A 25,696-nucleotide genomic window follows, 5' to 3' on the forward strand; every position below is an offset into this window, starting at 1 on the left:
GTAGCAGCTCATCATCACAATGTCACATCGTTTCGGGTGAAATAGTGAATTTCATACGGATACTTCGTAATGTAAAAACAGCGTCGGCGAAAATTCGCCAACGCTGTTAGTGTACCACATTTTTGCCGGATCGGCAATCTGCGATTTCAAAATCTGATTTTTCAAAAATCCGATTATACCGGATATGCCCCGTTCTCGGTATCTGCTACCGTTGCGTCCATCTTCTTCTGCTGTGCGTCTCTGTACTTGAAGAAGTCGGTTGCTACCTGCGGGAACAGTGCGTAGGTCAGAACGTCCTCCGGCTGCTCCTCGTACTGCTTCATCTCGCTCTCCAGAGTCTCTAATTCGTTCGGAACCAGGTCTGCCGGACGGCAGGTGATCACCTCGGCATCGCCGATGCACTTCTTCTGAACCTCCGGATTGAACGGCTTTACAGTCTTTCCATAGTGTCCGGACAGCAGGTCCTTGGACTCCTTGGTTACCATCTTGTAACGCTCGCCGCCTACCACATTCATAACAGCCTGTGTACCTACAATCTGGGAGGACGGAGTTACCAGCGGGCACTCGCCGAAGTCCTTACGTACACGCGGAACCTCCTCCAGTACCTCATAGTATTTGTCGGAAGCGCCCAGATCCTTCAGCTGGGAGGTCAGGTTGGACAGCATACCGCCCGGTACCTGATACAGCAGGGTCTTGATATTCACGCCCAGGTTCTTCGGATTCAGCAGGCCGCTCTCCAGAGCCTCGTCGCGCATGGGACGGAAGTAATCCGCGATCTCAGCAAGAAGCTTCTGATCATATCCTGTATCATAGGGAGTTCCCTTGAAGGTTTCAACCATAACCTCGGTTGCCGGCTGGGAAGTTCCCAGAGCGAAGGGAGACATGGCGCAGTCGATGACGTCTACGCCGGCCTCTACTGCCTTTAAGTAGGTCATGGAAGCCACGCCGGAGGTATAGTGAGTATGCAGCTGAATCGGGATCTTAACGGTCTCTTTCAGTGCCTTAACCAGCTCCGTAGCCTTGTACGGAAGCAGCAGGCCTGCCATATCCTTGATACAGATGGAGTTTGCACCCATCTCCTCGATGTTCTTCGCCATGGTGGTCCAATACTCCAGTGTATACGCGTCGCCCAGGGTGTAGGACAGCGCTACCTGTGCATGGCCGTTCTCTTTGTTGGCAGCCTTTACTGCTGTCTGCAGATTACGCAGATCGTTCAGGCAGTCAAAGATACGGATAATATCAATACCATTTGCGATGGACTTCTGTACGAAGTACTCTACGACGTCGTCGCCGTAGGGACGGTAACCCAGAATGTTCTGTCCACGGAACAGCATCTGCAGCGGAGTTTTCTTTGCCTTGTCTTTGATTTTACGAAGTCTCTCCCAGGGATCCTCATGCAGGAAACGAAGGGATGCGTCGAAGGTAGCTCCTCCCCAGCACTCCAGGGAATGGTAGCCTACCTGATCCAGTTTTTCCACGATGGGCAGCATCTGCTCTGTGGACATACGTGTAGCAATCAGAGACTGATGTGCGTCACGCAGGATAGTCTCGGTAATCTGTACCGGTTTCATATCTGACATAATAGTTCCTCCTATTATTACGGCTCCCAAAGTCAGATGTCTTATCGTGCAGGCACGAACGCCATCTGACTTTTTGAGCCCGGCATCATTAAATTCCAAAAATTGCCATAAAGGTTCCGGCTGCTACGGCCGTACCGATAACTCCGGCTACGTTCGGTCCCATGGCATGCATCAGCAGGAAGTTGGTCGGATCTGCTTCCGCTCCTACCTTCTGTGATACACGGGCTGCCATCGGAACTGCGGAAACTCCGGCGGAACCGATCAGCGGATTGATCTTGCCCTTGCTGAGTACGCACATAAGCTTGCCCAGAAGAACGCCGGCCGCGGTACCGAACGCGAACGCAATCAGACCCAGGGCTACGATCTTCAGTGTGCTGATATTCAGGAATGCCTCTGCGCTGGTGGTTGCTCCTACGGAGGTACCAAGCAGAATAACAACGATGTACATCAGGGCGTTGGACGCTGTATCCATCAGCTGACGTACCACGCCGGACTCGCGGAACAGGTTACCCAGCATCAGGGCACCTACCAGCGGAGCGGTGGTCGGCAGAATCAGGCAGACAACGATGGTTACAATAATCGGGAACAGGATCTTCTCCAGCTTGGATACCGGACGAAGCTGTTCCATCTTGATTTTACGCTCTTTCTCGGTCGTCAGCAGCTTCATGATAGGCGGCTGAATAATCGGAACCAGAGACATATAGGAATACGCAGCTACCGCAATGGGTCCAAGCAAAGCGGTCTGCTCCAGTTTTCCGGCCAGGAAGATGGAAGTCGGGCCATCTGCTCCACCGATGATGGAGATAGCCGCTGCTGCCTTGTCGGAAAAGCCCATGAGCATAGCGCCCAGATAAGCTGCGAAGATACCGAACTGAGCTGCCGCTCCCAGAAGGAAGCTCTTCGGATTCGCGATCAGCGGACCGAAGTCGGTCATGGCTCCGACGCCCATGAAGATCAGGGACGGCAGGACAGACCACTCATCCAGTACATAGAAGTAGTACAGAAGTCCGCCTACTCCGTTTGAAGTTTCCTCCGGACTTGCGATAATATCCGGATAAATATTTACAAGAAGCATACCAAAAGCGATCGGAACCAGAAGAAGAGGCTCGTACTCTTTTTTGATAGCCAGATACAGGAACACGCATGCCACCAGGACCATGACGTAATTTCCCCAGGTCAGGTTAAAAAACGCAGTCTGATGCATGAGGTTTCCCAGGGTTTCTAAAATGTATCCCATGTCTTAACCTCCGTTGATTTCTCTTAAGGCTATGCCATTAGTTCAGGGATGCCAGTAAATCTCCGGACTCTACAGCCTGGCCTACGCTTACGTTGATGCCTGCTACGGTGCCGTCCTGGGGTGCTACTACCGGGATCTCCATCTTCATTGCCTCAAGAATGATGATGCTGTCACCGGACTTCACTGCCTGTCCGACACTTGCCTCTACCTTCAGTACCTTGCCCGGTACGGAAGCCTTTACTGCTACCGCGCCTGCTGCTGCGGGAGCTGCTGCCTTCGGAGCTGCTGCCGGTGCCGGTGCTGCTGCGGGAGCTGCCGCTGCGGGAGCTGCTGCTACTGCGCCTGCGCCCTTCTCTTCAACGACTACATCATAAGCTACGCCATTTACGGTAATTGTATAATTTTTCATCTCTATGAATCCTCCTAAATATGAGCATGCGTTATGCTTTTTTCCATTTATTGTTGCTTCTGCGCTTGATAGAACGTACTACAAAGCCATCTGTAGATGTACCCTCTGCCGCCGCAATTGCCGCAGTGATGACTGCGATAAGCTGCAGATCGTCTGCCGATGCAGGTGCCGCAGGTGCCACAGGAGCAGGTGCGGGCGCTGCCGCCTTCTCTGCCACATCCTTCTTTGCCTTTCCCCGATTCTCAAATACGGATACGTATTTGAACAGGGAAATGATAAACGCCAGAAGAATCAGCACAGCGAATACAGATCCCATACCAATCAGGGTATTCAGGGCTGCCTTTTTGGCAATCTCTCCCTTGCTGTAGATCGGGTCCATGGTTACCGTGGTAACCACATCGTCCTTATCAAACTCCAGAGCCAGACGCATGTTATGATCTGTGAACTCATAGACAGCAGTGTAGGTTACATTGCCATCCTTGTCGGTGGTGCCGCCCTCATATTCCTTCAGGCCTACAAAATCACCGAACTCATCGAAATTGGCATCATAGGATTTCAGCAGGCTTAAGTATGCGTCTGCCGTAAAATCAAACTTCTGTCCGGTTCCGCCGATATAGGGATACAAAGCTACCTGCTGCTCAAAATCATCATAATTCTCCTGAAGATTGCTCAGATTCGCATCCAGGCTTTCTTTATCTGTACCAACCAGCATCTCCACATAGCTGTCGAGCTTGCCCTGGTATACCTCCTCGTTCGGAAGAGTCTCCTTGGCAGCGCAGCCGGTCAGTACAAAAAGTCCCATCAGGAGCAGCAGAGCCGATAATTTTTTCAAGCTTCGTTTCATACTCTCACTCCTCTTAGACAGTTCCGTGTTTCTTCGCCGGACGGTCCTCTCTCTTGGTAAATAACATCTCAAACGCGCCGATCACATACTTTCTGGTATCCTGCGCCTCGATAACGGTGTCCACATAGCCCCGTGCAGCCGCTGCGTCTACGCTGTCCTGAAGAGCCGCGTACTCTGCCGCCTTCTCCTGCTGGGTTGCGGCGTCCGCGTCCGCGTACATGACCTTTGCCGCCAGGGAAGCGTCCATCATGCCGATCTTCGCGTCCTTCCATGCGTATACCAGATCTGCGCCGATTCCCTTGCTGTTCATGATCACGTAAGCGCTGCCAAATGCCTCGCCTGCGATTACATTTACCTTCGGAACGGTCGCGTTCGCAAATGCGTAGGTAAGCTTCGCTGCTGCCTTACCGATATTGCGCTCGGTGCACAGGGAAGCCTTAAAGCCCTTTACATTGGTAATGGTCAGAACTGGGATATTGAACGCGTCACAGAACTCTACGAACTCTGCTGCCTTCTGGGCACCGCGTGCCGTCATCTCCTGCTCTCCATTGGCTACCGCGCCTACGGTCATGCCGTTCAGACGGATAAAGCCTGTCACCATATCCTTGGCGTAAGCTGCTTTGGTCTCAAAGAAAGCCTTGCCGTCAGCGATGGTGGAGAGGATGTAGGATGCGGAATACTCCACGCCCTGAAGTTCTGCGCATACGCGGTTCAGATCGTCCGCGCAGTCAGAGTAGCAGCCCTCTTCCTCATTGTTGCCCGGAAGCATTGCAACCAGTGCGCGGATCTGAGCCAGGATACCTGCCTCGTCAGCGACTACATCGACGCTGCCTGCTTCCTCTGCCTGGAATTTAGCAGAAGCACTGTCACACTTCTGGGTGCTGTTGCCTGCGATGGTGTTCGGAGCGTTCACGAAAAGCTTCGCGTCCTTCTCCTCCATAAAGGTAAAATCAGAAAGTCCCGGTACGACAGCCAGCCCGCCGCCGCAGTGACCGAACACTGCCGTGATCTGCGGAACTACGCCGGACGCCAGCGCCTGCTGGGTATAAACCTCTCCGAATGCGTTCAGGGCGTCTACGCCCTCCTGCAGACGGATACCTGCGCAGTCGATCAGACCGATGACCGGCGCTCCCATCTTACATGCCAGCTCGTACAGACGTACAATCTTCTTCGCATGCATCTCACCCAGGGTTCCGTTCAGTACGGAAGCGTCCTGACTGTACACATAGACAAGATTACCGTCAATCAGACCATAGCCGGTAACTACTCCGTCAGACGGGCACTTAGACTGCTGCAGATTAAAATCAGTGCTTCTGGCAGTCACCTGTCCGCCGATTTCCACAAAACTGTTCCCGTCCAGCAGACCTTCAATTCTTCTGCTTGCCGGGCTCTGTGCTGTATTACTCATTTCCAGCCCTCCATATATTTATTTGATAGTGTATTGTATAAACTACCATTGATACAAAACGATATCGGGATCAATTTTAGCAAAAAATAGACAGAGAATCAATATGAAATGTGCAACAAATTTTGCTTTTTACATAAAAACTTGTTATAGATCTATAAAAAAGGAATGAACTGCCGTCATTCCTTTTTCAACATTTCTTAATTTCCTATTCAAATAGTTTTTTCTGTCTTCGTATATGCCTTATAACAGAATTCAATGATATCCTTCCGGGTCACAATCCCGATGAAGATGCCCTTGTCGTCGATAACCGGCACGAAATTCTGGTTCATGGCCTTGGACACCAGGTCTTCCATATTGGAATCAATGGAAATGGGCTCGCAGCGCATCCGGCGCTTCACAATGGTAAGCGGGACCTCCTCGGCCTGCTTTAAATCCAGTGCGAACTTATTTTTCAGGGACCACAGGAAATCGCCCTCGGTGATAGTGCCGATATATTCACCCTGACGGTTAATGACCGGAATCGCGGTATAACCGCTGCGCTCCAGCTTCTCCAGGCCCTGACGCATGGAAAAATCCTCGTAGAGGTAGGACACCTCCGCTTTCGGTTTCAGGAAAAATAAGATATTCATTTGTAATAAAACCCCTTTCTCGGTTACAGAAGCGGTGAAAATACCCGGAGCACCGCGCAGAACAGACTTCCAAAGAAGCCCTGTCTTGTGTCGCTTAAGGCAATCTCCCTACCCTTTTCCATGGTCGTCAGGCTGTCCCGCTTCACGTCCATCACCAGTGGATTCTGATAGAAGAAGGTACCGCATTCAAAATGCAGATACAGACTCCGGTAATCCATGTTAATCGTACCCACCACGGCCGCCTCGTCGTCGCAGACAAAGGACTTGGCATGGAGGAAGCCCGGCGTATACTCGTAAATCCGCACGCCTGCCTTCAGAAGCACCGGATAATAGGAACGGGTCAGCTGAAAAATCGTCTTCTTGTCCGGAATGCCCGGCGTCATGATCCGCACATCCACCCCCCGCTTGGCCGCCAGGCACAAAGCCGTCTGCATCTCGTGATCCACGATCAGGTAGGGAGTGAAGATATACACATAATCCTTCGCGCGATTCAGGATGTTCAGGTACACATTTTCACCCAGGCGCTCGTCGTCCAGAGGCGAATCGCTGTAGGGCTGTATAAAGCCCTGACCCTCGAAGGCTTCCGGATGCCACACATGGGGCCGGAAAGCCTCATAGGATTCGTCCGTATGCCGGTGGGCGTTCCACATCCGCAGAAACATGACCGTATAGTTCCAGACCGCCTCGCCCTTCAGCATAAAGCCCGTGTCCTTCCAGTGCCCAAAGCGCACCTTTTCATTGATGTACTCGTCCGCCAGGTTCACGCCGCCGCTGAAAGCCGTATGACCGTCGATAACCACTATCTTCCGATGGTCGCGGTTATTCATTACCAACGACCATAATGGAATAAATGGATTAAAGGCAAAGCTCTTGATGCCCTTGGATTCCAGAATCAGACTGTAGGCGGGCGGAAGCAGGGATACACAGCCAAAGTCGTCGTAGATAAATCGCACATCCACACCGGCCGCAGCCTTTTCCTCCAGAACCTTTAGAATGCTGTTCCACATCTTACCCTCGCCTACGATGAAGAACTCCATAAAAATAAAGTGTTCCGCCTTTTTTAATTCTTCCAGAAGAGAAGTATAGTACTCTTCTCCAATCTTATAATAAACAGCTGAAGTATGATCCCAGACCGGATAGCCTCCGGCTTCGGCCAGATAATAAGACTCTCCTTTCGTTCCCTGATCCATCTCGCCAAGCCGTTCCATGATTTCTTCCTGCTGCTTAAGCTCCCCTTCCGTACGCTTCCGCTCCGCATCCAGCCTTTTTCGCATGCCCTTGGCCGGGCGCTTGTGACCTACCGCCATATAGAACAGGCCACCCAGAAGCGGCGCTACCAGAATCAGGATGATCCACGCGATCTTGTAGGCCGGATTATCCTCCGTATTAATGATCCACAGCACTGCCAGGATACTTATAATCCGGAAAACAAGGGACAGGCCCGTGGAATAATTAACCAGCTTTGTAAAAGTCAGCAGAAACCAACCCAGCTGAACAGCCAGAAGAATACCGAATATCACAATCCGGTTCAGCAGCTTTCCCAGAATCTTCTTCATGCTTTATGTCCCCTCTCTTTCGTACCGATCTATGGTATCATATTTTCTGATACTTTCCAACCGGCAGGAACCTGATTTTACAAAAAATTAAGGACTGTAACTTTTTGTTTACAGTCCTTCACCGGCTGCCTGAGTTTCCTCCGGCATGAGTGTCTCATTTATTGCCGGCGCTTCTTCCGGCACAGATTCTTCATTTGTTACCGGTGCCTCGTGTTTTTGCTTTTGTTTTTTCTCCGGCTTGTAATCGTAGGTTACTGCCTCACCCTCGGATACCGGCCTTGCGCCCAGATACTCCTCCAGCGTAATGTCTCTCTCGTAGATCTCCTTTGCCGCTTCCAGGCCCACATAGCGGAAATGCCAGGGCTCATAGATAATACCCGTGATATCCGTGCTTCCGTTTGGATAGCGCAGGATAAAGCCATATTCCCAGCTGTGCTCCTTCATCCACTGAAAGCCTTTCGTATTCTCCTGCTTCTCGTCCAGCTTCCGGTACTCAGAGGAAACCACATCAATGGCCAGCCCCAGATGATGCTCACTGGTGCCCGGCACCGCCACCACCTGTCCTGCCTTTGACAGTGCGTCCTCCAGAGAATAACCCTGCTGCAGGTAGGAATCCGTCTTCTTCTCATACAGTGTAATCTGTTTGTTCATATCCCGATAAGATGAACTTACATAGATGGTCACGCCATCCTTCTTGGACGCCTGAATCATAGCCTTGAAATCATCATAGGCCCGGGCGTCTATCTGATGTCCGCTGCCAATGCTTTTCAGCTCCACCTGATAATCCTCCGGAATCGGATGGGTCTTATTGACCAGAATCAGATTCCAGTCCTCCGGCAGATTTTCCTCCGTATCCTCCGTTTTTTCTTCACCGTCTGTATATTCTGTCACAAATTCTTTCGTCTCTTCCGCTTCCAGCACATCCGGAAGCGCTTCCTCCGACGTAGTCAGCACCGGTTCCTCCAGGCTCTGGGCATATACCTGGCCGATAAAAGCACCCATGCCAAGCATGGTACACACCGCTCCTGTGAAAATCCAGGCTCTTTTTTTCTGTCGTCCGGTCATAAGGTCTCCTTCGTTTTTTGTCGTCTTTTGTCCGTTCTTCAGTATAAAAGAAAAGAGCCTGATTTGCCAGACCCTTTTTCTGAAATCTTTCTTAAGATTTTGTGAATGCGCTTCCTTACCATTCCTTATTTTCCACAATCCGGATGGAAATGTGGTAGGACACAATCAGCCCCACGATAGCCAGCGCTCCGAAGACTGCGCCTATAGACAGGAATCCCCGATCACCCAGTCCGGAAAGCCATGTTTTCATGTTATCTATACTGAACAGCAGCGCGAAGCCGGCAAATACAAGCAGGTAAGTCGCTACAAATAAAAACCGGGACTTTTCTACACCGAATTTATAGATGCAGGGCAATATGAAAACAATTGTCATCAGATAAATACAACTGATGGAACATGTGGACGCCAGAAGCTCTCCGTACCCCATCTCTGCCTTTGCTCCCAGCACCGCAAGCATACCTGCGCCGACCAGAATCCCAAGCGTCACCATAACCGTGAAAAGAAGCAGCGCAAACAGGTATTTCGCCTGTACCAGTTTCTTTGGCGTCAGGGGAAGGGTAAGCGCGTACCGGTTAAAATGGGAGGCTTCATCGTAGGAGGCTGTCGTAATTAAAAGCATCAGCCCATATACCAGAAGCAGGCTGGAAAGCACGGTTGGATTGTCTGTAACCAGGCCCCAGATCACCAGGCACACCATGCAAATCAGATAGATCTTCCCCATCTGCCGCAGTGTATACAAATCCTTCAAAATCAGTCCCTTCATCCCGCACACCTCTCATTTCCCGGCTCTCCCGCCGTATAAAGAAGAATATCCTCCAGGCTTGCCCGATCCATAACCAGATACTCATCTGCCTCCAGCCCTTTCCGGCTCCGCACCAGCACCTCCGTATCGAACCGGCCCCGGCGGACGCCCACCACGATGGCCGGATTCAGCTTCGCGGCCTCTTCGGCGCTGCATCGGATCAAGGCGTATTCCTCCAACAGCGTATCCCTGTCTTCATACAGAAGAATCTCCCCTTTATGAATCAGCAAAATGTAATCCGCGATCTTCTCGATGTCGCTGGTGATATGGGAGGACAGAAACACCGTATGCCGCTCGTCCATAACAAATTCCCGGAGCATATCAAGAATCTCCGCACGCATCACCGGATCGAGACCGCTAAGCGCCTCATCGAGAATCAGAAGCCGGGCCTGATGGGACATGGCCGCCGCGATGGAAAGCTTCATTTTCATGCCTCTGGAATATTCTTTGATCATCTGCTTCCCCGGGAGCCCGAACCGATCACAGAGCTTTCCAAAGCGTTCCTCCTGCCACCCTCTGTAGATGGCCTTCAGCATCCGATTCACATCTCTCCGGTTCAGATAATCCGGAAAGCAGTTCTCATCAAAAACCACGCCGATCTGTTCTTTCAATGTCTCGCCCTTTGCGCCGTCCGGCTCGCCAAGCAGTGTAATTTCTCCGCCGTCCCGCTTTATCAAATCCAGAATCACTTTTATCGTCGTGCTTTTTCCCGCACCGTTCTCTCCGATAAAGCCCACGACGCTGCCCTCTGGGATCTGAAAGCTCACATCCTTCAGTGCAAAACCCGGATACTGCTTCGTCAGATGTCTTACTTCTATGGCACTGTTCATATTCACGCCTCCTCAAATAGTAATTTCAAAATGTCCACAAGCTCCGTCTCGTCCATACCGCACTGTCTGGCCGCGTCCACTGCTGCCTGCAGGTGCCCTTCCACGGCCCGCAGCCGCTCCTCACGGACAAATTCCTGATCTGCTTCCTTTACGAAGCTTCCCTTACCTACTACCGTGGTGATAAAGCCCTCCCGTTCCAGCTCCTCGTAGGCCCGCTTGGTGGTAATCACGCTAATCCGAAGCTCCTTTGCCAGCAGCCGCATGGAAGGCAGCGCCTCTCCCGGCTTCAGGGATCCATTCATAATCTGCCCCTTAATCTGAGCTGTGATCTGTTCATAGATGGGCTTGCCACTGGAATTACTGATGATGATATTCATAGGCTGTTTTCCTTGCTTTCTTTGTGTGTGTTGTGTTTATATAATGTATATATCATATATATACATTATAGTCAACCACTTTTTATTCTGTTTAACGAATTGATACTGCAGGATGCTACTTACGGCGGGTCGTGTAAACGACATGCTACCTCTCCGCCGCAGTGCGATAATATTTTTAGGTAATGGGGGATTCCATAGGAATTTCCTGTTACCTAAAAAGCGCCTGCCTCCGGTTTCCCGAAAGCAGACGCCTGTACACGCTGTCTGTTTATTTCATTTTAATAATATCTCCGCACCGAAAGAATACCCCGGTAGGTAGCCGAGCTGATCTTGATGCCGGTCTTGGGTGTGCTGGAGTGGACGATGCGTCCGCCGCCGATGTAGATCCCCACATGGCCGCCATAATAGATGATATCTCCCGCCTGGGCGTCCGCATAGCTGACAGACTTGCCGGAATGTCCCTGGGCGTCAGACTGTCGGGGAATGGAAATCCCAAAATTCTGATAGACCGCCCAGGTAAAGCCAGAACAGTCCGCGCCGTTCGTCAGGCTGGTGCCGCCGGATACATAGGGATTACCCACAAACTTCAGGGCATAGCTTGCAATCGCCGCGCCAGATCCGCCTCCGGAAACGGATGTGGAAGATCCGGAGCTGCTCCCGGAACCGGAACTGCCCGAACCGGAATTCGATCCGGTGGAAATGGTGCCGGACTTGGATGCTTCACTGTTTTTCGCCGCCGCTGCCGCCGCTTCCGCTTCCTTTTTCTTCCGCTCAGCTTCCAGCTTCTTGAGCTGCTTCTGCTGATCCTGCAGCTGCTTCTTATAGGTCGCTGCCTGGGATTTGGCAGCAGCCAGCTGACTGTCATAATCTGCCTGCTCTGCCTTCTTCTGCGACAAAGCGGCCTCCGTGGCGCTCTTTTGATCCTCATACTCCGCCTGCAGATCCTCCATATCAGCCTTTTCCTGCTCCAGCTCCTCCAGCAGATCCGCTACCTCCTGCTTGGTTTCCTGATATTCCAGGAACATTTCCCGGTCCTTGGTCTGAATCTCCTGGGCGAAATCCGCCCGGTTCAGAAAATCGGAGAAATTCTCCGCCTGCAGGAACAGGGACAGATAATCCATATCTCCCTCTTCGTATATGTACTGAATCCGAAGCTTCATGGCTTCGTACTGCTCTTCCTCTTTCTGCTTGGCCGCCTCGTAATCAGCCTGAGCCTGATCCACTTCTTCGGCCTTGGCCTCAATATCGCTCTCCAGAAGCTCGATATTCAGCACCAGGGTCGTCAGCTCGGAGTTCAGGGAATTCACCTGGCTGAGCACGCTGTTGCGCTGACTCTCGATGGACTTCATCTGGGAATTGATTTCGTCCAGCTGCTTCTGGGTCGCCTGCTGCTGCTTCTTAATCTCTGACTCTGTGGTCGCCGACGCCGTAATAGAAAATCCCATCACCCCGGCCAGCACCAGGGCTGCCATTTTCTTACCTGTATATCTGAATTTTTTCATCAAAATAATCTCCGTATTCTTATGTTTTTCCCTGCTCATAGATATTCTAATTATAGCTGGTTTTTTGCCTTATTTCAAGTGATAATGGGCAATTTCAGTTTCCTTTTTCTGGAAAATTCCCATCTGCGTACTTTTATCTATACAGCACTTTTTCAGGAGCTCCAGTCTGTGGCAGAATATCTCATATTATATACTAGATTTCCGACGTTTTTCCACTGTTTTTTATATATGAATAAGCATATATATATTCTCATATCATCATATTTTCAAATATTGTTCTTGTCACCGATTTTTTCTTGTGTTACAATCAATATAGCTTTCTCAATCATTTGAAAAAGGAGGGATCGCATTTTGAGCAGCGAACTGATGCCCGCCGATGACGAGGTTTATTATCTTTCTGAATTTTTTAAGGTATTCGCGGATTCCACACGGATCAAAATTTTATTTGTACTCCGTGACGGGGAACAATGTGTCAATGATATTGCCGCGGGGCTTGAAATGTCCCAGAGTTCTATCTCCCACCAACTGCGGGTCTTAAAGCAGAGCCGCCTGGTAAAGTTCCGTCGGGACGGCAAAACCATCTACTACTCTCTGGCCGACGATCATGTGGTCAATATTCTCTGCCAGGGTCTCGAGCATATCGAAGAATAAGAGAGGATGTTGTCAAAAAAGCTTCCGGATTCCAAACGGTTTTTACCGCATGGATTCGGAAGCTTTTCTTTTTCATACACTATTTTCCATGAATTGCCCTGCCATACAGACAGCTATCCGTTATAATTGCGGGCAGAATTCCTTCTGTACGTTTCCTTCCAGATCCTTCCAGACAAATGTGCCATCCTCCAGAATCATATAGCCATGCCAGCTGTTCTCCTTCGGGATGGATACGGATCCGGGATTCAGGTAAATATAGTCCTCCGTCTCCTTACATACAGGCACATGGGTGTGTCCGTGGAGCAGAATGTCACCCTTTTTAAGCTGCGGCAGGTTCTTCTCGTTGAACACATGGCCATGGGTGGCGAAAATCATCCGCTCATTCAGATACAGAATGCAGTAGTCCGCCAGTATCGGAAATTCCAGCACCATCTGATCCACTTCCGTATCGCAGTTGCCGCGCACACACAGCAGATCCTGCTTTCTGGGATTCAGCATGGCAATCACCTGCTTGGGCGCGTAATCCTTCGGCAGGTCATTGCGGGGACCGTGGTACAGGATGTCGCCCAACAGCAGCAGCTTATCTGCTTTCTCCTCATCGTAGGCTTTCAGAAGCTTTTCACAGTAATACGCGGAACCGTGAATATCTGACGCTATCATCAGTTTCATTTTTTGTTTCTCCTTCAGTTTGAATTATTTTTTTGCTGCCGCACAAAACGGATCATGCTCATGGCAGCCTTTGCGCCCTCGCCTACTGCCTTGGAAATCTGCAAAAGACCTCCGGTGCAGTCTCCGGCTGCGTAAAGTCCCGGTACGTTGGTGGCCATTTCTTCATCCACTTTGATGTTCCGTCCTTCTGTCATGGCTCCGATTTTCCGGGCCAGCTCGGCGGCTCCGGCGCTTCCCAGCGCCACAAATAAGCCGTCCAGGGCAAGGGTCTCACCGTCATCGAAGCTTACGCTTTCCAGCTGTTCTTCCCCATTTACGGAAATCAGCTTTTTCTCTATCACAGCCACGCCCTCCGGAGCTGCTGTAGTGAGCGCTTTTCCGTTAGTCAGGATCACAGCTTCGCCGACTACAGGCAGAAGCTGACCAAGTTCATGGATGGCATAGTCCTCATTTCCCAGGACGCCCACCTTCCGGCCACGATAAAAGAATGCGTCGCAGACCGCACAGTAACTGACGCCACGGCCCTCCAGCTTCGAAAATCCCGGGATATTCGCGGTCTTTCTCGCGGTTCCGGTAGCCAGCAGCACGGCCTTCGCTTCATAGGTTTCCCTCCGGCCTTCCAGCCGAAAGCTTCCATTCCAGCTGATATGGAAAATCTCGTCCTCTGTAAGCTCTGCTCCCAACGTTTTCGCCTGTCTCTTGGTATTCTCCACCAGCTCGCAGCCGGATATGGGCTCTGCCATGCCGAAATAATTTTCGATTTTATCCGCCTTGGTCAGGGCGCCGTTGTCCTTGCCGATGACCAGGGTCTTTAGATTCGCCCGGCTGGTGTAAAGGGCCGCCGACAACCCGGCCGGTCCGTTGCCTACTATGATTACGTCGTATGCCATCTCAGACTCCCAGCAGCTTCTTTACAGCTTCTTTGGACTGCAGACCTACGACCGTGGCTGCGGCCTGTCCATCCTTGAACAGCATCAGGGTCGGAATGCTCATAACGCGGAACTTCTGCGCCAGTCCCATGTTCTCATCCACATTCAGCTTGCCGAATTTAACGCCCTGTACCTCTTCCGCCAGCTCGTCGATAATAGGCCCCTGCATCTGACAGGGTCCGCACCATACAGCCCAGAAATCCACCAGTACGGGAACGTCAGACTTCAATACCTCTGTCTCAAAGTTTGCTTCTGTAATCTCTATCACTGCCATAATGATAACCTCCTTATATGAGCCCGCTGCCGGGTTCTCCCGGCCCGGCGCGTTTTATTTTTCTTACTGCTTTACTCTACCACATCCAGAATGAAAAATCTACATTTTCCTGTTCTCAATGTGTCCAGCTTCTGCCGCCTTTATGTAAAATTTATCATCTATAAATTTTCTTGACTTTTCTATTCCTGTGTGCTATTTTGTGTTTAGATATTTAGATATTCATCTAACTATCTAAATATCGGTTTCTGAATATCAGGAAAGGAGTCACTATGTTAAATGATGCTTTTAAGGCTTTGTCGGATCCCACCCGGCGGCGGATTCTGGAGCTGCTGACCGAGGGAGATCTGACTGCCGGGGAAATCGCCGGCTGCTTCGATATCTCCAAGCCTTCCGTCAGCCATCACCTGAATGTCCTGAAGTCCTCGGGACTGGTGCTGGACGAGCGCAGAGGCCAGAATATCGTCTACAGCCTGAATATGACTGTTTTCCAGGAACTTATGAAATGGTTTTTTGATTTTTCCAAAGGAGGAAACTAAGAAATGAAATTAACGAAAAAGGATTGTTTTTTTATCGGACTTTCCATAGTCTCTCTGCTGGCCCACGCCTGCCTGCTGCCGGGAATGCCGGACATCGTCCCCACCCACTGGGGCTTTGACGGGACGGTCAACGGCTATTCCAACAAATACGTGACCCTGTTCCTTGCGGCGCTGCCCTGTATCCTGTTCTTTTTCATGAAGCTGCTGCCCTATATCGATCCAAGGAAGAAAAGCTACACGCTCCATAAGAAGGCCTTTGATATTTTTATTTACACTATGACCCTGTTTCTGATCTGCCTTACCTGGGCTACCGACGCTGTCATTTTCGGCCTTCCGGTGCGGATCGAGCAGGTGGTTCCCGTGGCCGTGGGAATTCTCTTTCTGGCCATCGGCAACTATATGCCGCAGCTTCGCACCAATTACACCATGGGAATCAAGACGCCCTGGACCCTGGAAAATGAATATGTCTGGAAGAAAACCCACGCCATGGGCGGCGTTCTCTTCTGTATCATGGGAATTCTCCTGATCCTGTCCGGTGTCTTCCCCTCCAGGCTTATGACCGTGCTGGCCTTTGGCTTTATTCTTGCAGGCACCCTCTGGCTCTACGTATATTCCTGGCTGGTATACCGGAAGCAATCCGGCTCATAATCCGTTTCTTCAATATCTTCAATAAGGGGCGTGCCCGGAGCGGAATTTTTCCGTCCCGAGCACGCCCCTGTAACTGTTCCAAAGCCTTATCTGGTTCTGGCCATTGCCTCCTGATAATCCTTCGTATCCACGAAAATCTCTTCCTTCCACGGATTCTTCTTCTGTACCTTCGCCTGCTTCAGGATATAAGCGAAGCTAAATACGTTGACTGCAAACGCAATCACAGAAATCAGTCCCTGCGCCGTAGGATTCGCGGTAACCGGCATAGTGCTTCCCATTGCCGCGGCTATGCCGCCCTCGCCGTAGACGGAGGTCACCGTAGTGAAACGGCTGGCGTCCTGGAACAGCGGAAATACCTGTGCGAACATACACCACAGAGCCAGGGTATTGGCACGGTTCTGGATCCAGCCGCCCTTATTCCAGAGAGCCGCCGCAAAGGTGGGTGCCAAAAGCAGTGCCAGACCGCAGTACCAGGAATGGGTCGGCAGATTCAGATAGGTATACTGGAAATTCCAGATGTCATATGCCAGAATGTATACCCAGATCATATCCGGCCACAGCATATCCTGCTTATTTTTAGAGGAGTAAATGCCCCACCAGCCGGTCATACATACGATATTGAATAGACCCGCCAGGCCATTCAGCACATTCCACCAGCCGCCATACAGCCATACGCCCTCTGAGGACAGCCACCAGCCGCCTGCCAGAGATCCGGCCCGGATAGCGGATTCAAAATCAGAGGCCACCGCGATCAGAATGTTGATTGCCACAATCACAAAGGGGAAGGCTTTAAACCAGTGTGATTTTCCCAGTTTTCCCCAATTGTATTTCAGTACCATAAATCCGATACAGCCCGCCGTCGCCGCGTACAGCTTGGCGTAATGGAACCAGCTGTTCATATGTACGTAGGTGTCATTCTGCAACGCCCATTCTGCGCCCGCCGCCGCTCCGATGTAGATCGCGATAAAATACACCGTCAGCACTGCGGGAAGAGCCAGGAAACACGCGATTCCGCCCCATTTGGTCCGTCTTGCCACCTCGTTCATCAATACCAGTCCGGCAAAGACCAGCAGCCAGCCTAACAGCTGCCAGCCTGCGGTTTCTCCATAAATCTGAAAAAACATTGTCTCACTCTCCTTTTTCTTATTTCTGCAATCCTCACAACAGGTAACTGCGGGAAGCGTCTTTCACGCTGCTCTTATCCCCTTCATGATGATCTGAACCATCTCTTCTTTTCCCTGCTCGTAGGTCAGCCCGTTTTTATAGAGAATATCGCTCTCCGTAAAACAGGTTACCGTTCCCCGGATCATCCCCATTACCACCGGAACGGAGATATCCTTTCGGATCTTACCTTCCCGTACGCCCCGCTCCAGATACTGCTCCGCAAGGATCCAGCCCTGATTCACCGCCTCCATCAGGTATCTGTACTGCTTTGGATACTTCCGGGCCACCTCAAAGAGCCGACTGAGGCCGATATTGTAATACTTGGTGGGAATCGCGCAGAACAGCCGTTCCAGCTTTTGTATCATAGCCCAGGCTACCGGTCAATCCGGAAACATAGACAAAAAAATGAGAGATGCTTGGTGAAAAAGTCATCTCTCAAATCCCATTTCGGTTTTATTCCATGTCCTGTTCTTCTGTTTTCCGTATCAGTCTCCGCAGGGGCAGCGCCACCAGAAGCAGGCCGAATACCACGAAGCAGATCGCCTGCAGCACCTCAGGCAAAAAGCCCAAGGCTCCGGCTACCAGCGGTTCCAAAAGATAATACCCGTTAAACAGCATATGGAAGGCAATCCCAGCCCAGATGGAACGATAGCGCAGCACCAGATATCCGGCCAGAAGGCCTATCAGAAAGGCATAGCTTCCCTGTACCAGGTTGAGATGGGCAATGCCAAAAAACAGAGCCTGCAGGATATTGATCACCCAGAAGGAGGCTCCCGCCCGCTTCAGATATTCGACCGTCAGGCCGCGGAAGATCAACTCCTCCGCAATCGGGCCAATGATGACCGTCGCCAGGATCGCGGAAATTCCACTTTCTCCAAGACCCGCGTCTTCTATCAGCTCCGTGTACTCCTGCATGGATTTCGGATCCAGCACCTCCCAGCCGCTCATCAGAATCCCTATCAGAAACTGCGCGCCCACCGCCATCAGAAGCAGGCTTACCAGATCTTTTTTTTGAAACAGTGACATTTCCCGGATCCCGTATTTCTCCCGCCACCGTACCACACTGATATAATACCAGAGGCCTGCTACACCAAGCAGCAGTACGTCAGAGATCAGCAATACCGTCATGGTATCGTTCATGTATATCTGTGTTCCCTCTTCCACGCCATATTGCACCATGAACCTTATCATCTGAACCGTAGAAGCCGCAAATTGTATTCCCAGCATAGCCACCAGCGGCAATATGCTTTTTAAATATCCTCCTGCTTTTTTCATAGGCACCTCCGTTTATCTTTTCTTTTGTCCCTTTTTTCTATCTTATCATATCTGTTCCGGTCTGGCTACCTTCAGAAGCTTTATATAAAAAGGATCCTGCTTTTTACAGAATCCCTTTGTCTTGATTTCTACTATAAAATAAATTCCAGCAACAGGCCCGCTCCGGCGGACAGCAGGTACAGGAGACCTACGATGGCTGCATTTTCCTTCGCCGGATGATTTTCCCGGAATAAGACTGCCAGGCCGACGCCTGCTCCGGCGCATAAACCGCCCATGGCGGACGCAAGGCTCAGGCCCCCGGCCAGGTAGAGCTCAGTGATGAGAATTGAGGAAGCGCAGTTGGGGATGAGTCCCAGAAGCGCGGTCAGGAAGGGCTGGAACCAGGTGTCTTTGCCCAGGAAGGTGGTCAGGGCGTCCATACCCACCCATCCCAGTACGATGTTCAGGATGGCGGTGAAAACGAAGACATAGATGGTCAGCTGAATGGTATGACGCACAGCCGGTTTTACGATGCCGCTGTCGTCGCTGCAGCCACAGCCGCGGCACATATCTTCGATGTGCTTGTGCTCCTTTTTCTTACGAAGCAAAAAGTCCAACAGGTATCCGGCCACAATGCCGATCAGCATTTTGCCCAGAAGAAGCTGTCCGATGACCCGGCCGCTGCCCGGATGGCTGAACAGTATCAGGATGGCCTCGTCGGAGGTGGACAGGAATACGGCCATCAGGGTTCCCAGAGTGATAACGCCGCCGGAATACAGGTTCGCCGCTGCTACGGAGAAACCGCACTGGGGAACGCAGCCAAAGATGGCTCCCACCAGAGGGCCTGCCTTGCCCATTTTTCCCAGGGCACGATTCATAAAGTTATTGGAATAATGCTCCAGCGTCTCCAGAAGCAGAAAGGCGGCCAACAGAAACGGCACGGTCTTCGCGGTATCCAGAAGCGCGTCCAGGATTGCATCCAGTATCATTTTTACACCTCTTTCTATCGAAACGTCTTATCTAAGCCCTCGCTTTACGATAAGAAATTTTTGTCACAGGAATGATTTGCGATATGCCAAAATCGACATTGGTTTTTAGGATACCATGTTCTGAAGGATTATGCAAGGAGGCTTTTTCAAAGTTTCGTTAAATTTTTGATAATCTTTCTTGCTTTTTGGAAAATCTATGTTATAATGTACCTGTTCGGATACAATCTGAACGAAAAATAAATAATAGCGAAGTAGGATTTTATGCGTCAAGTGTTCGCAGGCTGGGGAGTCGCCGCGAAACGAAAAGGAGAGCTTTGACTCGGTCTTACGATATATTATCCGCACCCGTTGCTACAGATGAGTACATCTCATGTGTGGAGGAATCGGGCTTCATAAGCAGTCTCGATATTATTTATTTTGTAACCTGTTTCTCACACACAAGTATGGAGGTGTATTTTTTATGCAGTTTTTTTTCCAAGGATGCCCTTTCCTTTCGTGAACAGTTTAACAATCTCCGGAAGGTACAGAGTATCTGTCTGTGCGGTCTTTTCGTGGCCGCGTACGTAGCTCTTTCCTTTTTTAATCTGAAGCTTACCCCGTATCTGGAATTCCGCTTTGCTTTCCTGGCGCTGGCTGCTGCAGCTGCCTACGGCGGTCCGGTGATGGGTATGACGGCAGGTATCGCAGGCGATGTGGTCAGCTTTTTCGCTGCTCCGCAGACCGGTCCCTTTTTCCCGGGCTTTACCATAAGCTACGCGATTCTCGGTTTTGCGTTCGGCCTGATTCTGTATCGCTCCAGGGTAACCCCGGTTCGTGTTTTCGCGGCTGCCTTCTTTGAATTTGTGGAGGCCTGCACGCTGAATACCCTGTGGCTGCATTTTATGTACGGCATGGAATGGAAGTATCTCTTCACCATCCGTCTTGTAAAATGTATCGTTTCCCTTGGGATCAATACGGTACTGCTCTTCATTTTCATGAAGGCCTTCAGCAAGATTATTTCCAGTGTTCTGACTCCCGCAAGCGTGTCCAGATCTTAAATGGAGCGCTGATTTTATAACCAAAAGAACCGCAGCCGGAAAATCGGGTTCCGGCTGCGGTTCTTTTTTTGCTTTCCTTTCGCCTATCGGTAAACCGACATGCGCTGTCTGTAAATGCGTTTCTTCGCGATACTTTTTCTGATAATCAGTGCTATCGCCATTGCCGCAGCCCCGGCTGTCAACAGCCACATCAGCGGATGCTGTGTGTCGCCGGTCCGGACGGCTCTGACTGCACTCCGGTGTCCACCGGAGCCTCCGGAGCTTTGATTTTTCGGCGCATCATACCGGTTATCAAAGCGAATCGCGTCGGATTTTTCCTGCTTTCCTTCCCGCTTTGCCACCACTTCTGCCGTCAGGGTTCCATCGCCCCGGCGGATCACCTGTACGTCCACCAGATAAGCCGTCCGGTCATAGTTGAAGCGTTCGGCGCTGTCCGTATCCTGGGAAATGCGGTACTGATACGTTCCGACCTCTCCATAGGTGACAGGGCCGAAGGTAATCGTGCCCGCGCCGGTGCGGGTCTTCACGGTCTCTATGGGCAGCGGCGCGTTCTTTGTCACCGCTTCCAGGGTTACTTTATAATCTTTACCGCCCGGGATATTTTCACCACTCACTTCGACCTGCACCGGTATGGTGAGCGTACAGCTTTTTTCTGCCGCCTCTGTCTTCACCGGCAGCCACAGGCTAAGAATAAAAACGAAAAGCGGCGCCCATTTCCAGACCTTTTTTTTCTTATTTTTCACAGGTGTTTACACCTCCCTTCCGGCTGACGTTTCTTCCAGCCAGCCGAATACTACCACGCGTCCATTGGTTCCCACATCATCTGCGCAGGTGGAAAGCCCGATAAGCTTCTCACCCCGAACTGCTTCCCGATACTGTACCGCCTTTTTTTTGATATGAGACAGAAGCCCTGAAGCATCCACGTCTTTTCCGCTGTGATAGATTTGTTCATCATAGGCGTCCGTCTCCACACACGCAAAAATATGGATAGTCAATTCCTTATCCGGCAGATACAGGACGCCGTCCGGATGCTCTGTAAAATACGCTGTTTCTGTAAATTTCGCCACATCGCCGAACATGGCGCCATTTTCCATATGGTGACCGTAGAGCAGGCTGTAGCTGTCGGAGAAATCGGGACTGTCCGCGCTGGCCAGGAATATTGCGCCAGACAGAGAAAATTCGCCGTAGACGTCCTGATTGACATAGATCATATCGTTTTCTCCCTGCAGCACCGGATAGTCGATATGCGTATCCGGTATGGTGATCCAGGCGCGCACGTCGGGATTCAGTTCCTGAAGCTCCGCAAAGCCTGCGCTTTCTCCATCTCCTACCGGCTTATAATCCAGAAGTTCGGCGGATACAAAAGCATTTTGGCTTACCCGGTACGTATCCCAGAGGGAATACGTACCGTAGGCCAGCATTACAAAGACCAGCAGGCCTGCAATTATGGTGAGTAACCGGTTCCCAATCCCGGCCACTCTCGCTGCTGCCCGCCACATTTCTTATTCCCCGAACAGCTTTTTCTTACGTCCAAAGAAGAAGATCATCGCTGCCGCGAAGGCCAGCATCAGAGCATAGGGAGCTACGGTGCTGACTACGCCGCCGGGAATTTTGGCGTCGCGGTGGTTCTCCACGTAGAGCAGCTTCCCGTTTTCCGTTACCTGATTCTCCTTCGATACCTCTTTTCCGTCCGCATCCATATATTTCGTGGTGTAACCGTCTGCGGTATAATCCTGTTCATTTACCGTATAGGTATCACCGGCAGTCAGGCCATAGATATGGATGGAACCGGTATCCTTGATGGTATACTCCGCTTCCACGTTGTTCTCCAGATGTGTCTCCGTTACCCTTCCGCCCTCTTTATCTGTAATGACAACCTTATACCATTCACCGTCTGCGCCTTTCACTTTTACATGGAACCTGAAGTCTTTATTTGTCTCGCCCATATTTCCGGTAACTTTTTTGACGATGGTGATATCGTGCGTTGTGTCATGCTCCTTGCCGTAATCATTGGTGAAAATCAGGTCAGATTTCGTGTCCTTGGTATTCCCCTCTTTATCCGTCACCGGCTTTGTGCAGAGGATATTTTTTACATACAGGCTGCCGGTATCATCCTTTAAGACAAATACATAGACATCATAAACCGTTCCGTCATAAACGATACCCTCGTAATTACCGGCTGTTTCCCTCGCCTGATAATGATAGACGCCCGGTCTCGTAAATTTTGTAATATCCCATTTGATATTATCGCTGCCTTCATAGGATGCTGCAGGCGCTGTCCCGGACGGCGCAAATGTAATGGTTCCCTTTTCCATAGTCAGACCACCCTCTACGCCGGATAAAACCACATTATCCGCAAAGGTTGCCTGCGTCGTATCTTTGCTGTGATCCACCGGCGTCAGCGTAAAGGAAAAGCTCGTATCCGGAGCGTACGTATGCCCATCTGTGGTCACAATCTTTTTATATTTCATCTCTTGCAAAGGCGTTACCTCCGTCGCTGCCAGCGCATTTCCGCCAAATGTAGACAAAAGCACTGCTCCTGTCATCATTGCTGCTGCCAGTCTGCCTGCGATTCTCTGAAATTTCATCTCGTTCCCTCTCTCTTTCCTGCCTCGTTTTATAGTTCTCATAGTTCCGATCTGCGGACTGCTGTAATAACAGTCCCCTTTATCTCAGAGTGTTTCACCGGCCCGAAATACCGGCTGTCTAAAGCCCCCTCCCGGTAATCGCAGAGCACAAAGACCTCGTCCTCTTTCAGTGTCACCGGATAGTCCACCTTTCCATCATATACCGGCGTCCGGTAATAAATGTCAGTTTCCAGAACCTGATAGCCATTGATGTAAAGTCCATCCTCTCCGGCCACCTCCACGGTGTCCCCGCCACGGGCCACAATACGGCCCACATACTGCCTGCCCTCCTTGCAAAATACAATCACTGAGCGATCGTTCAGCTTTTTTCCCAGCCGATAGTACAGCACCAGATCGCCTGCCTCCAGCTTCGGGCTCATGGAATTGTCTTTCATGGCCGTGACGCCGAAAACCACTCCGAACAGCAGCCAGAAGACCACAAGCATTACGCACAGCCGGACCAGGAAATATTTCACTTCAGCCTTATCGCGTTCCATCGTATCGTCGTCTCCTGTATGCCAGATATGCCAGAGCCGCCATAGTCGCCGTGCCAAGCAGCGCTGCCCATACGCCGCTTCCCAACTGTCCGCTGAAGCCGAGGCCTGTGGGTACCGGGATATCCACGCCGTCCAGCTTCACTACGGGCATCGGGAACTCCTCTTCCCTCGGAACCGTATCATTCCAGGTGTAAATCAATTTTGCGCTGTCTTCCACATTGGAATAAAAGCCCCAGCCGTCCGCATGGGTTCCTGTATCGGGCTCCGCTCTATCCGGGTAAGTCTCGTCTGCCTCAAAATACTTCTTGTAGGCCAGCTCCGACGGCGCGATGTGAACCGTGATTTCATAGGTCCAGCCATCGCCCAGCTCGTATTCGTCCGGGAATTTCAGCTGAAGCTCACGGGTCGTCGGGTTATAAACGACTGTCGTTCCGTCCGGTATGCTCTCTTCGCCGCCTTCTGCATTCACCGCTGAGAGTGTGTATACAAGCTCTGACGCATTGGTCAGGGGCTTTCCGTCTTTATTCAGCAGATCTACATTTTCACTGAGGGTATCGGTAACAGTCACATTCTTACAGGAAAGCCTTGTAATCTCACCAGCCATTTCCGAAAATGCTTTCTTCAGCTCTTCCAGACTGCCGCAGAGGTATGGCGCGTTATTCTCTGTGACTTTACAACCGGAATTCTTTTTCTCGATCCGCACGCTCAATTCTTTTAGTGTAGCCGGATTGATTGCCTGCTCGTCTTTTCCGATACCAATGGCGTAGAAATAGTTGATGCCGGTCATTTTGTCTGCCTGGGTATAGGCGGCGCCGGAACAGCTGCCCCAGTTATACTTATTTCCCCACCAATCTTCATCTGCATCTTCATCTCCGGCTCCCACAGTATCTCCGTCACTATTATAATAAAACGTTGGTTTTCCATCCGACAGAAACAGTACTGCCTTTTCCGCGTCTGAACGGGCTTTTGCCAGTTGTTCCGCCCCTGTACGGAGTCCTGCCTGATAGTTCGTTCCACCGGAGGGTTTATAATCCAGCTTACCGCCTCCGACGCTGTACTGATCCTGTGGATTTGTCAGATTCCCACTTATTTTAAAATTCTTCGCCTCGTTCCATTCTACAGCTATGCTTGCGTCATTCCAGGTTCCATCATCTTCACTTCCACTGTATGTCACAATACTGTAACGAACATCCAGTCCATCATTCTGTTCCAGTGTATCGATCAGCTGCTGAATGGCCAGCTTGGCATTGTACCAGCGGCTGTTCTTATAGTTTGTTTCCTTAGATCCTCCCATAGAGTAAGTCATTGACCCCGACCTGTCCACAATCAGAAGGACGTCCAGTTTCCGGGCATTCCTGTCGGTATCCGCTTTTCCCGTAAATTCCAGCGTCAGATCGTAAGTTCCATCCGGGTTCCGCTCGGCATATTTCCGATGGGCTAGGGACGGAGCTTCCGGTTTCACCGTCGCCAGATCCAATACCACTGGCTCTGCCGACATAATCTCTCTCAGAAGCTCCTCGGGGACCAACTCCTCTTCCGGCAGCACTGTTTCCATTACTTCCGCATCGTCTGCCTCAGAGCCTGCTTCCAGATTTCCCGCTTTCTGTTCTTTCTCTGTGGTTTCTGTGGTTTCTGGATTTTCTGCCTCATTGTTCTCTCCGGGAGCCACAGTTTCCGTATTTTCATCCGGATCTTTTTTCCCGGTATCTTTCCCGGTGTTCTCATCCGAACCACTGCCTCCCTGTTGCTGTTCTTCCGCCTGCTCGTCCTGTTTTCCGGCTTTTTCCTCTGCTTCTGTCTCTCCGGCTTCCATTTCCGCGGTCTCCATATTCTCTGCCTCCGTCGAAACATCTTCTATGTGTTCCGTTTCAGCCAGCACCGGGAAGCCGCTGCCTCCGGCTACTGAAAAAAGCAGCAGAAGCACAAGCAGGTACGCCCACATTCTTTTTGCTTTTCTCCTCAACTTTCTCATTCTCCTTTTTTCACTGCAAACTGTCTGTTGTCCTCTCTCCCCCTTTCTGTTACTACTTTCCATTCTATGTGGTTTTTCCCAGATTATTACAGGACATGAAGGAAATCGTTCGCCGGATTTCGGCTTTTTGTGACGTTCGGGTAAATTTACTGTAGGAAATTAATAGACAGAGCATCCTTGAGATATGTTTCAGAATCAAAGTTTTCTCCA

28 protein-coding genes and 1 riboswitch are annotated in these 25,696 nt (G+C 50.8%); of the genes, 4 read left to right on the forward strand and 24 right to left on the reverse strand.

Features of this window, described 5'->3' with window-relative positions; all coding sequences use genetic code 11:
- Positions 1-173: 173 nt before the first annotated feature.
- The 12 genes from ACESZP_RS15695 to ACESZP_RS15750 all read right to left on the reverse strand — a co-directional run bounded on the left by ACESZP_RS15695 (position 174) and on the right by ACESZP_RS15750 (position 12,239).
- The gene (locus ACESZP_RS15695) at positions 174-1,580 is read right to left on the reverse strand and encodes an oxaloacetate decarboxylase subunit alpha (protein ID WP_178038571.1); all 1,407 of its coding nucleotides are present in this window, start codon (positions 1,578-1,580) and stop codon (positions 174-176) included.
- Between the two features lie 88 nt (positions 1,581-1,668).
- On the reverse strand, positions 1,669-2,817 hold the full coding sequence (locus ACESZP_RS15700; RefSeq protein WP_178038572.1) for a sodium ion-translocating decarboxylase subunit beta: 1,149 nt from the start codon (positions 2,815-2,817) through the stop codon (positions 1,669-1,671).
- 37 nt (positions 2,818-2,854) lie between these two features.
- Entirely contained in the window at positions 2,855-3,226 is a 372-nt protein-coding gene (locus ACESZP_RS15705; protein ID WP_186873490.1) for a biotin/lipoyl-containing protein, read from the reverse strand.
- A 31-nt stretch (positions 3,227-3,257) separates the two neighbouring features.
- Entirely contained in the window at positions 3,258-4,070 is an 813-nt protein-coding gene (locus tag ACESZP_RS15710) for an OadG family protein (protein ID WP_499709649.1), read from the reverse strand.
- 13 nt (positions 4,071-4,083) lie between these two features.
- The gene (locus ACESZP_RS15715; RefSeq protein WP_499709651.1) at positions 4,084-5,478 is read right to left on the reverse strand and encodes an acyl-CoA carboxylase subunit beta; all 1,395 of its coding nucleotides are present in this window, start codon (positions 5,476-5,478) and stop codon (positions 4,084-4,086) included.
- Between the two features lie 209 nt (positions 5,479-5,687).
- Complete coding sequence (locus ACESZP_RS15720; protein ID WP_349164000.1) at positions 5,688-6,107, reverse strand: CBS domain-containing protein; 420 nt, start codon at positions 6,105-6,107, stop codon at positions 5,688-5,690.
- A 23-nt stretch (positions 6,108-6,130) separates the two neighbouring features.
- Positions 6,131-7,663 (reverse strand): cardiolipin synthase, encoded by a 1,533-nt coding sequence (gene cls, locus ACESZP_RS15725; RefSeq protein WP_499709653.1) that lies wholly within the window; start codon positions 7,661-7,663, stop codon positions 6,131-6,133.
- 108 nt (positions 7,664-7,771) lie between these two features.
- Entirely contained in the window at positions 7,772-8,728 is a 957-nt protein-coding gene (locus tag ACESZP_RS15730; protein WP_178038578.1) for a D-alanyl-D-alanine carboxypeptidase family protein, read from the reverse strand.
- A 115-nt stretch (positions 8,729-8,843) separates the two neighbouring features.
- Positions 8,844-9,491: an ABC-2 transporter permease gene (locus ACESZP_RS15735; RefSeq protein ID WP_349164002.1), complete on the reverse strand. Its 648-nt coding sequence runs from the start codon at positions 9,489-9,491 to the stop codon at positions 8,844-8,846.
- Positions 9,488-10,360 (reverse strand): ABC transporter ATP-binding protein, encoded by an 873-nt coding sequence (locus ACESZP_RS15740; protein WP_499709656.1) that lies wholly within the window; start codon positions 10,358-10,360, stop codon positions 9,488-9,490. Before ACESZP_RS15740 ends, ACESZP_RS15735 begins: the two co-directional genes overlap by 4 nt.
- Positions 10,361-10,362: 2 nt before the next feature.
- Positions 10,363-10,737, reverse strand: coding sequence for a GntR family transcriptional regulator (locus tag ACESZP_RS15745; RefSeq protein ID WP_349164004.1), 375 nt, complete (start codon positions 10,735-10,737; stop codon positions 10,363-10,365).
- 278 nt (positions 10,738-11,015) lie between these two features.
- Positions 11,016-12,239: a C40 family peptidase gene (locus tag ACESZP_RS15750; protein WP_349164005.1), complete on the reverse strand. Its 1,224-nt coding sequence runs from the start codon at positions 12,237-12,239 to the stop codon at positions 11,016-11,018.
- Positions 12,240-12,605: 366 nt separating this feature from the next.
- Here ACESZP_RS15750 and ACESZP_RS15755 point away from each other — a divergent pair, with 366 nt between their 5' ends.
- Positions 12,606-12,890 carry a metalloregulator ArsR/SmtB family transcription factor gene (locus tag ACESZP_RS15755; protein ID WP_178038592.1) on the forward strand — a complete coding sequence of 95 codons (285 nt, stop codon included), beginning with the start codon at positions 12,606-12,608 and terminating at the stop codon, positions 12,888-12,890.
- Between the two features lie 120 nt (positions 12,891-13,010).
- Here ACESZP_RS15755 and yfcE read toward each other — a convergent pair whose 3' ends face one another.
- Genes yfcE through trxA form a run of 3 tightly spaced genes read right to left on the reverse strand, consistent with a single transcriptional unit; the run spans position 13,011 to position 14,762 of the window.
- On the reverse strand, positions 13,011-13,559 hold the full coding sequence (gene yfcE / locus ACESZP_RS15760) for a phosphodiesterase (RefSeq protein ID WP_178038583.1): 549 nt from the start codon (positions 13,557-13,559) through the stop codon (positions 13,011-13,013).
- 14 nt (positions 13,560-13,573) lie between these two features.
- Positions 13,574-14,449: an NAD(P)/FAD-dependent oxidoreductase gene (locus ACESZP_RS15765; protein WP_499709657.1), complete on the reverse strand. Its 876-nt coding sequence runs from the start codon at positions 14,447-14,449 to the stop codon at positions 13,574-13,576.
- A gap of 1 nt (position 14,450) precedes the next feature.
- A complete protein-coding gene (gene trxA, locus ACESZP_RS15770) occupies positions 14,451-14,762 on the reverse strand; it encodes a thioredoxin (RefSeq protein ID WP_499709658.1) in 312 nt (103 codons plus the stop codon).
- A gap of 269 nt (positions 14,763-15,031) precedes the next feature.
- Here trxA and ACESZP_RS15775 point away from each other — a divergent pair, with 269 nt between their 5' ends.
- Complete coding sequence (locus ACESZP_RS15775) at positions 15,032-15,298, forward strand: autorepressor SdpR family transcription factor (RefSeq protein WP_499709660.1); 267 nt, start codon at positions 15,032-15,034, stop codon at positions 15,296-15,298.
- A gap of 3 nt (positions 15,299-15,301) precedes the next feature.
- The gene (locus ACESZP_RS15780) at positions 15,302-15,946 is read left to right on the forward strand and encodes an SdpI family protein (protein WP_178038587.1); all 645 of its coding nucleotides are present in this window, start codon (positions 15,302-15,304) and stop codon (positions 15,944-15,946) included.
- Positions 15,947-16,032: 86 nt separating this feature from the next.
- On the opposite strand, the gene ACESZP_RS15785 is transcribed toward ACESZP_RS15780, so the two are convergent.
- From ACESZP_RS15785 to ACESZP_RS15800, 4 genes are all read right to left on the reverse strand, one after another.
- Complete coding sequence (locus ACESZP_RS15785; RefSeq protein ID WP_440321766.1) at positions 16,033-17,070, reverse strand: DUF5692 family protein; 1,038 nt, start codon at positions 17,068-17,070, stop codon at positions 16,033-16,035.
- Between the two features lie 63 nt (positions 17,071-17,133).
- Positions 17,134-17,475 (reverse strand): hypothetical protein, encoded by a 342-nt coding sequence (locus tag ACESZP_RS15790; protein ID WP_499709662.1) that lies wholly within the window; start codon positions 17,473-17,475, stop codon positions 17,134-17,136.
- An 88-nt stretch (positions 17,476-17,563) separates the two neighbouring features.
- A complete protein-coding gene (locus tag ACESZP_RS15795; RefSeq protein WP_499709664.1) occupies positions 17,564-18,385 on the reverse strand; it encodes a CPBP family intramembrane glutamic endopeptidase in 822 nt (273 codons plus the stop codon).
- 131 nt (positions 18,386-18,516) lie between these two features.
- Entirely contained in the window at positions 18,517-19,353 is an 837-nt protein-coding gene (locus tag ACESZP_RS15800) for a putative manganese transporter (protein ID WP_440321771.1), read from the reverse strand.
- A 245-nt stretch (positions 19,354-19,598) separates the two neighbouring features.
- Positions 19,599-19,706, forward strand: a riboswitch (THF riboswitch).
- Between the two features lie 90 nt (positions 19,707-19,796).
- On the opposite strand from ACESZP_RS15800, the gene ACESZP_RS15805 reads away from it, so the two are divergent.
- Positions 19,797-20,390: a folate family ECF transporter S component gene (locus ACESZP_RS15805; protein WP_499709665.1), complete on the forward strand. Its 594-nt coding sequence runs from the start codon at positions 19,797-19,799 to the stop codon at positions 20,388-20,390.
- 83 nt (positions 20,391-20,473) lie between these two features.
- Here the strand turns inward: ACESZP_RS15805 and ACESZP_RS15810 are convergent, their stop codons facing one another.
- From ACESZP_RS15810 to ACESZP_RS15830, 5 genes are read right to left on the reverse strand one after another with little or no spacing between them, the layout of a single operon-like run.
- Positions 20,474-21,133, reverse strand: a complete 660-nt coding sequence (locus ACESZP_RS15810) for a Spy0128 family protein (protein ID WP_499709667.1) — start codon at positions 21,131-21,133, stop codon at positions 20,474-20,476.
- A gap of 6 nt (positions 21,134-21,139) precedes the next feature.
- Positions 21,140-21,889: a class B sortase gene (gene srtB, locus ACESZP_RS15815; protein ID WP_499709668.1), complete on the reverse strand. Its 750-nt coding sequence runs from the start codon at positions 21,887-21,889 to the stop codon at positions 21,140-21,142.
- Between the two features lie 3 nt (positions 21,890-21,892).
- On the reverse strand, positions 21,893-22,978 hold the full coding sequence (locus ACESZP_RS15820) for a DUF7601 domain-containing protein (protein WP_499709670.1): 1,086 nt from the start codon (positions 22,976-22,978) through the stop codon (positions 21,893-21,895).
- Between the two features lie 38 nt (positions 22,979-23,016).
- Complete coding sequence (gene lepB, locus ACESZP_RS15825) at positions 23,017-23,514, reverse strand: signal peptidase I (RefSeq protein WP_499709672.1); 498 nt, start codon at positions 23,512-23,514, stop codon at positions 23,017-23,019.
- The gene (locus ACESZP_RS15830) at positions 23,501-25,486 is read right to left on the reverse strand and encodes a vWA domain-containing protein (protein ID WP_499709674.1); all 1,986 of its coding nucleotides are present in this window, start codon (positions 25,484-25,486) and stop codon (positions 23,501-23,503) included. Before ACESZP_RS15830 ends, lepB begins: the two co-directional genes overlap by 14 nt.
- Between the last annotated feature and the right edge of the window lie 210 nt (positions 25,487-25,696).

Source organism: Candidatus Dorea massiliensis AP6 (assembly GCF_964245105.1).
GTDB classification, from domain to species: Bacteria; Bacillota; Clostridia; order Lachnospirales; family Lachnospiraceae; genus Laedolimicola; species Laedolimicola intestinihominis.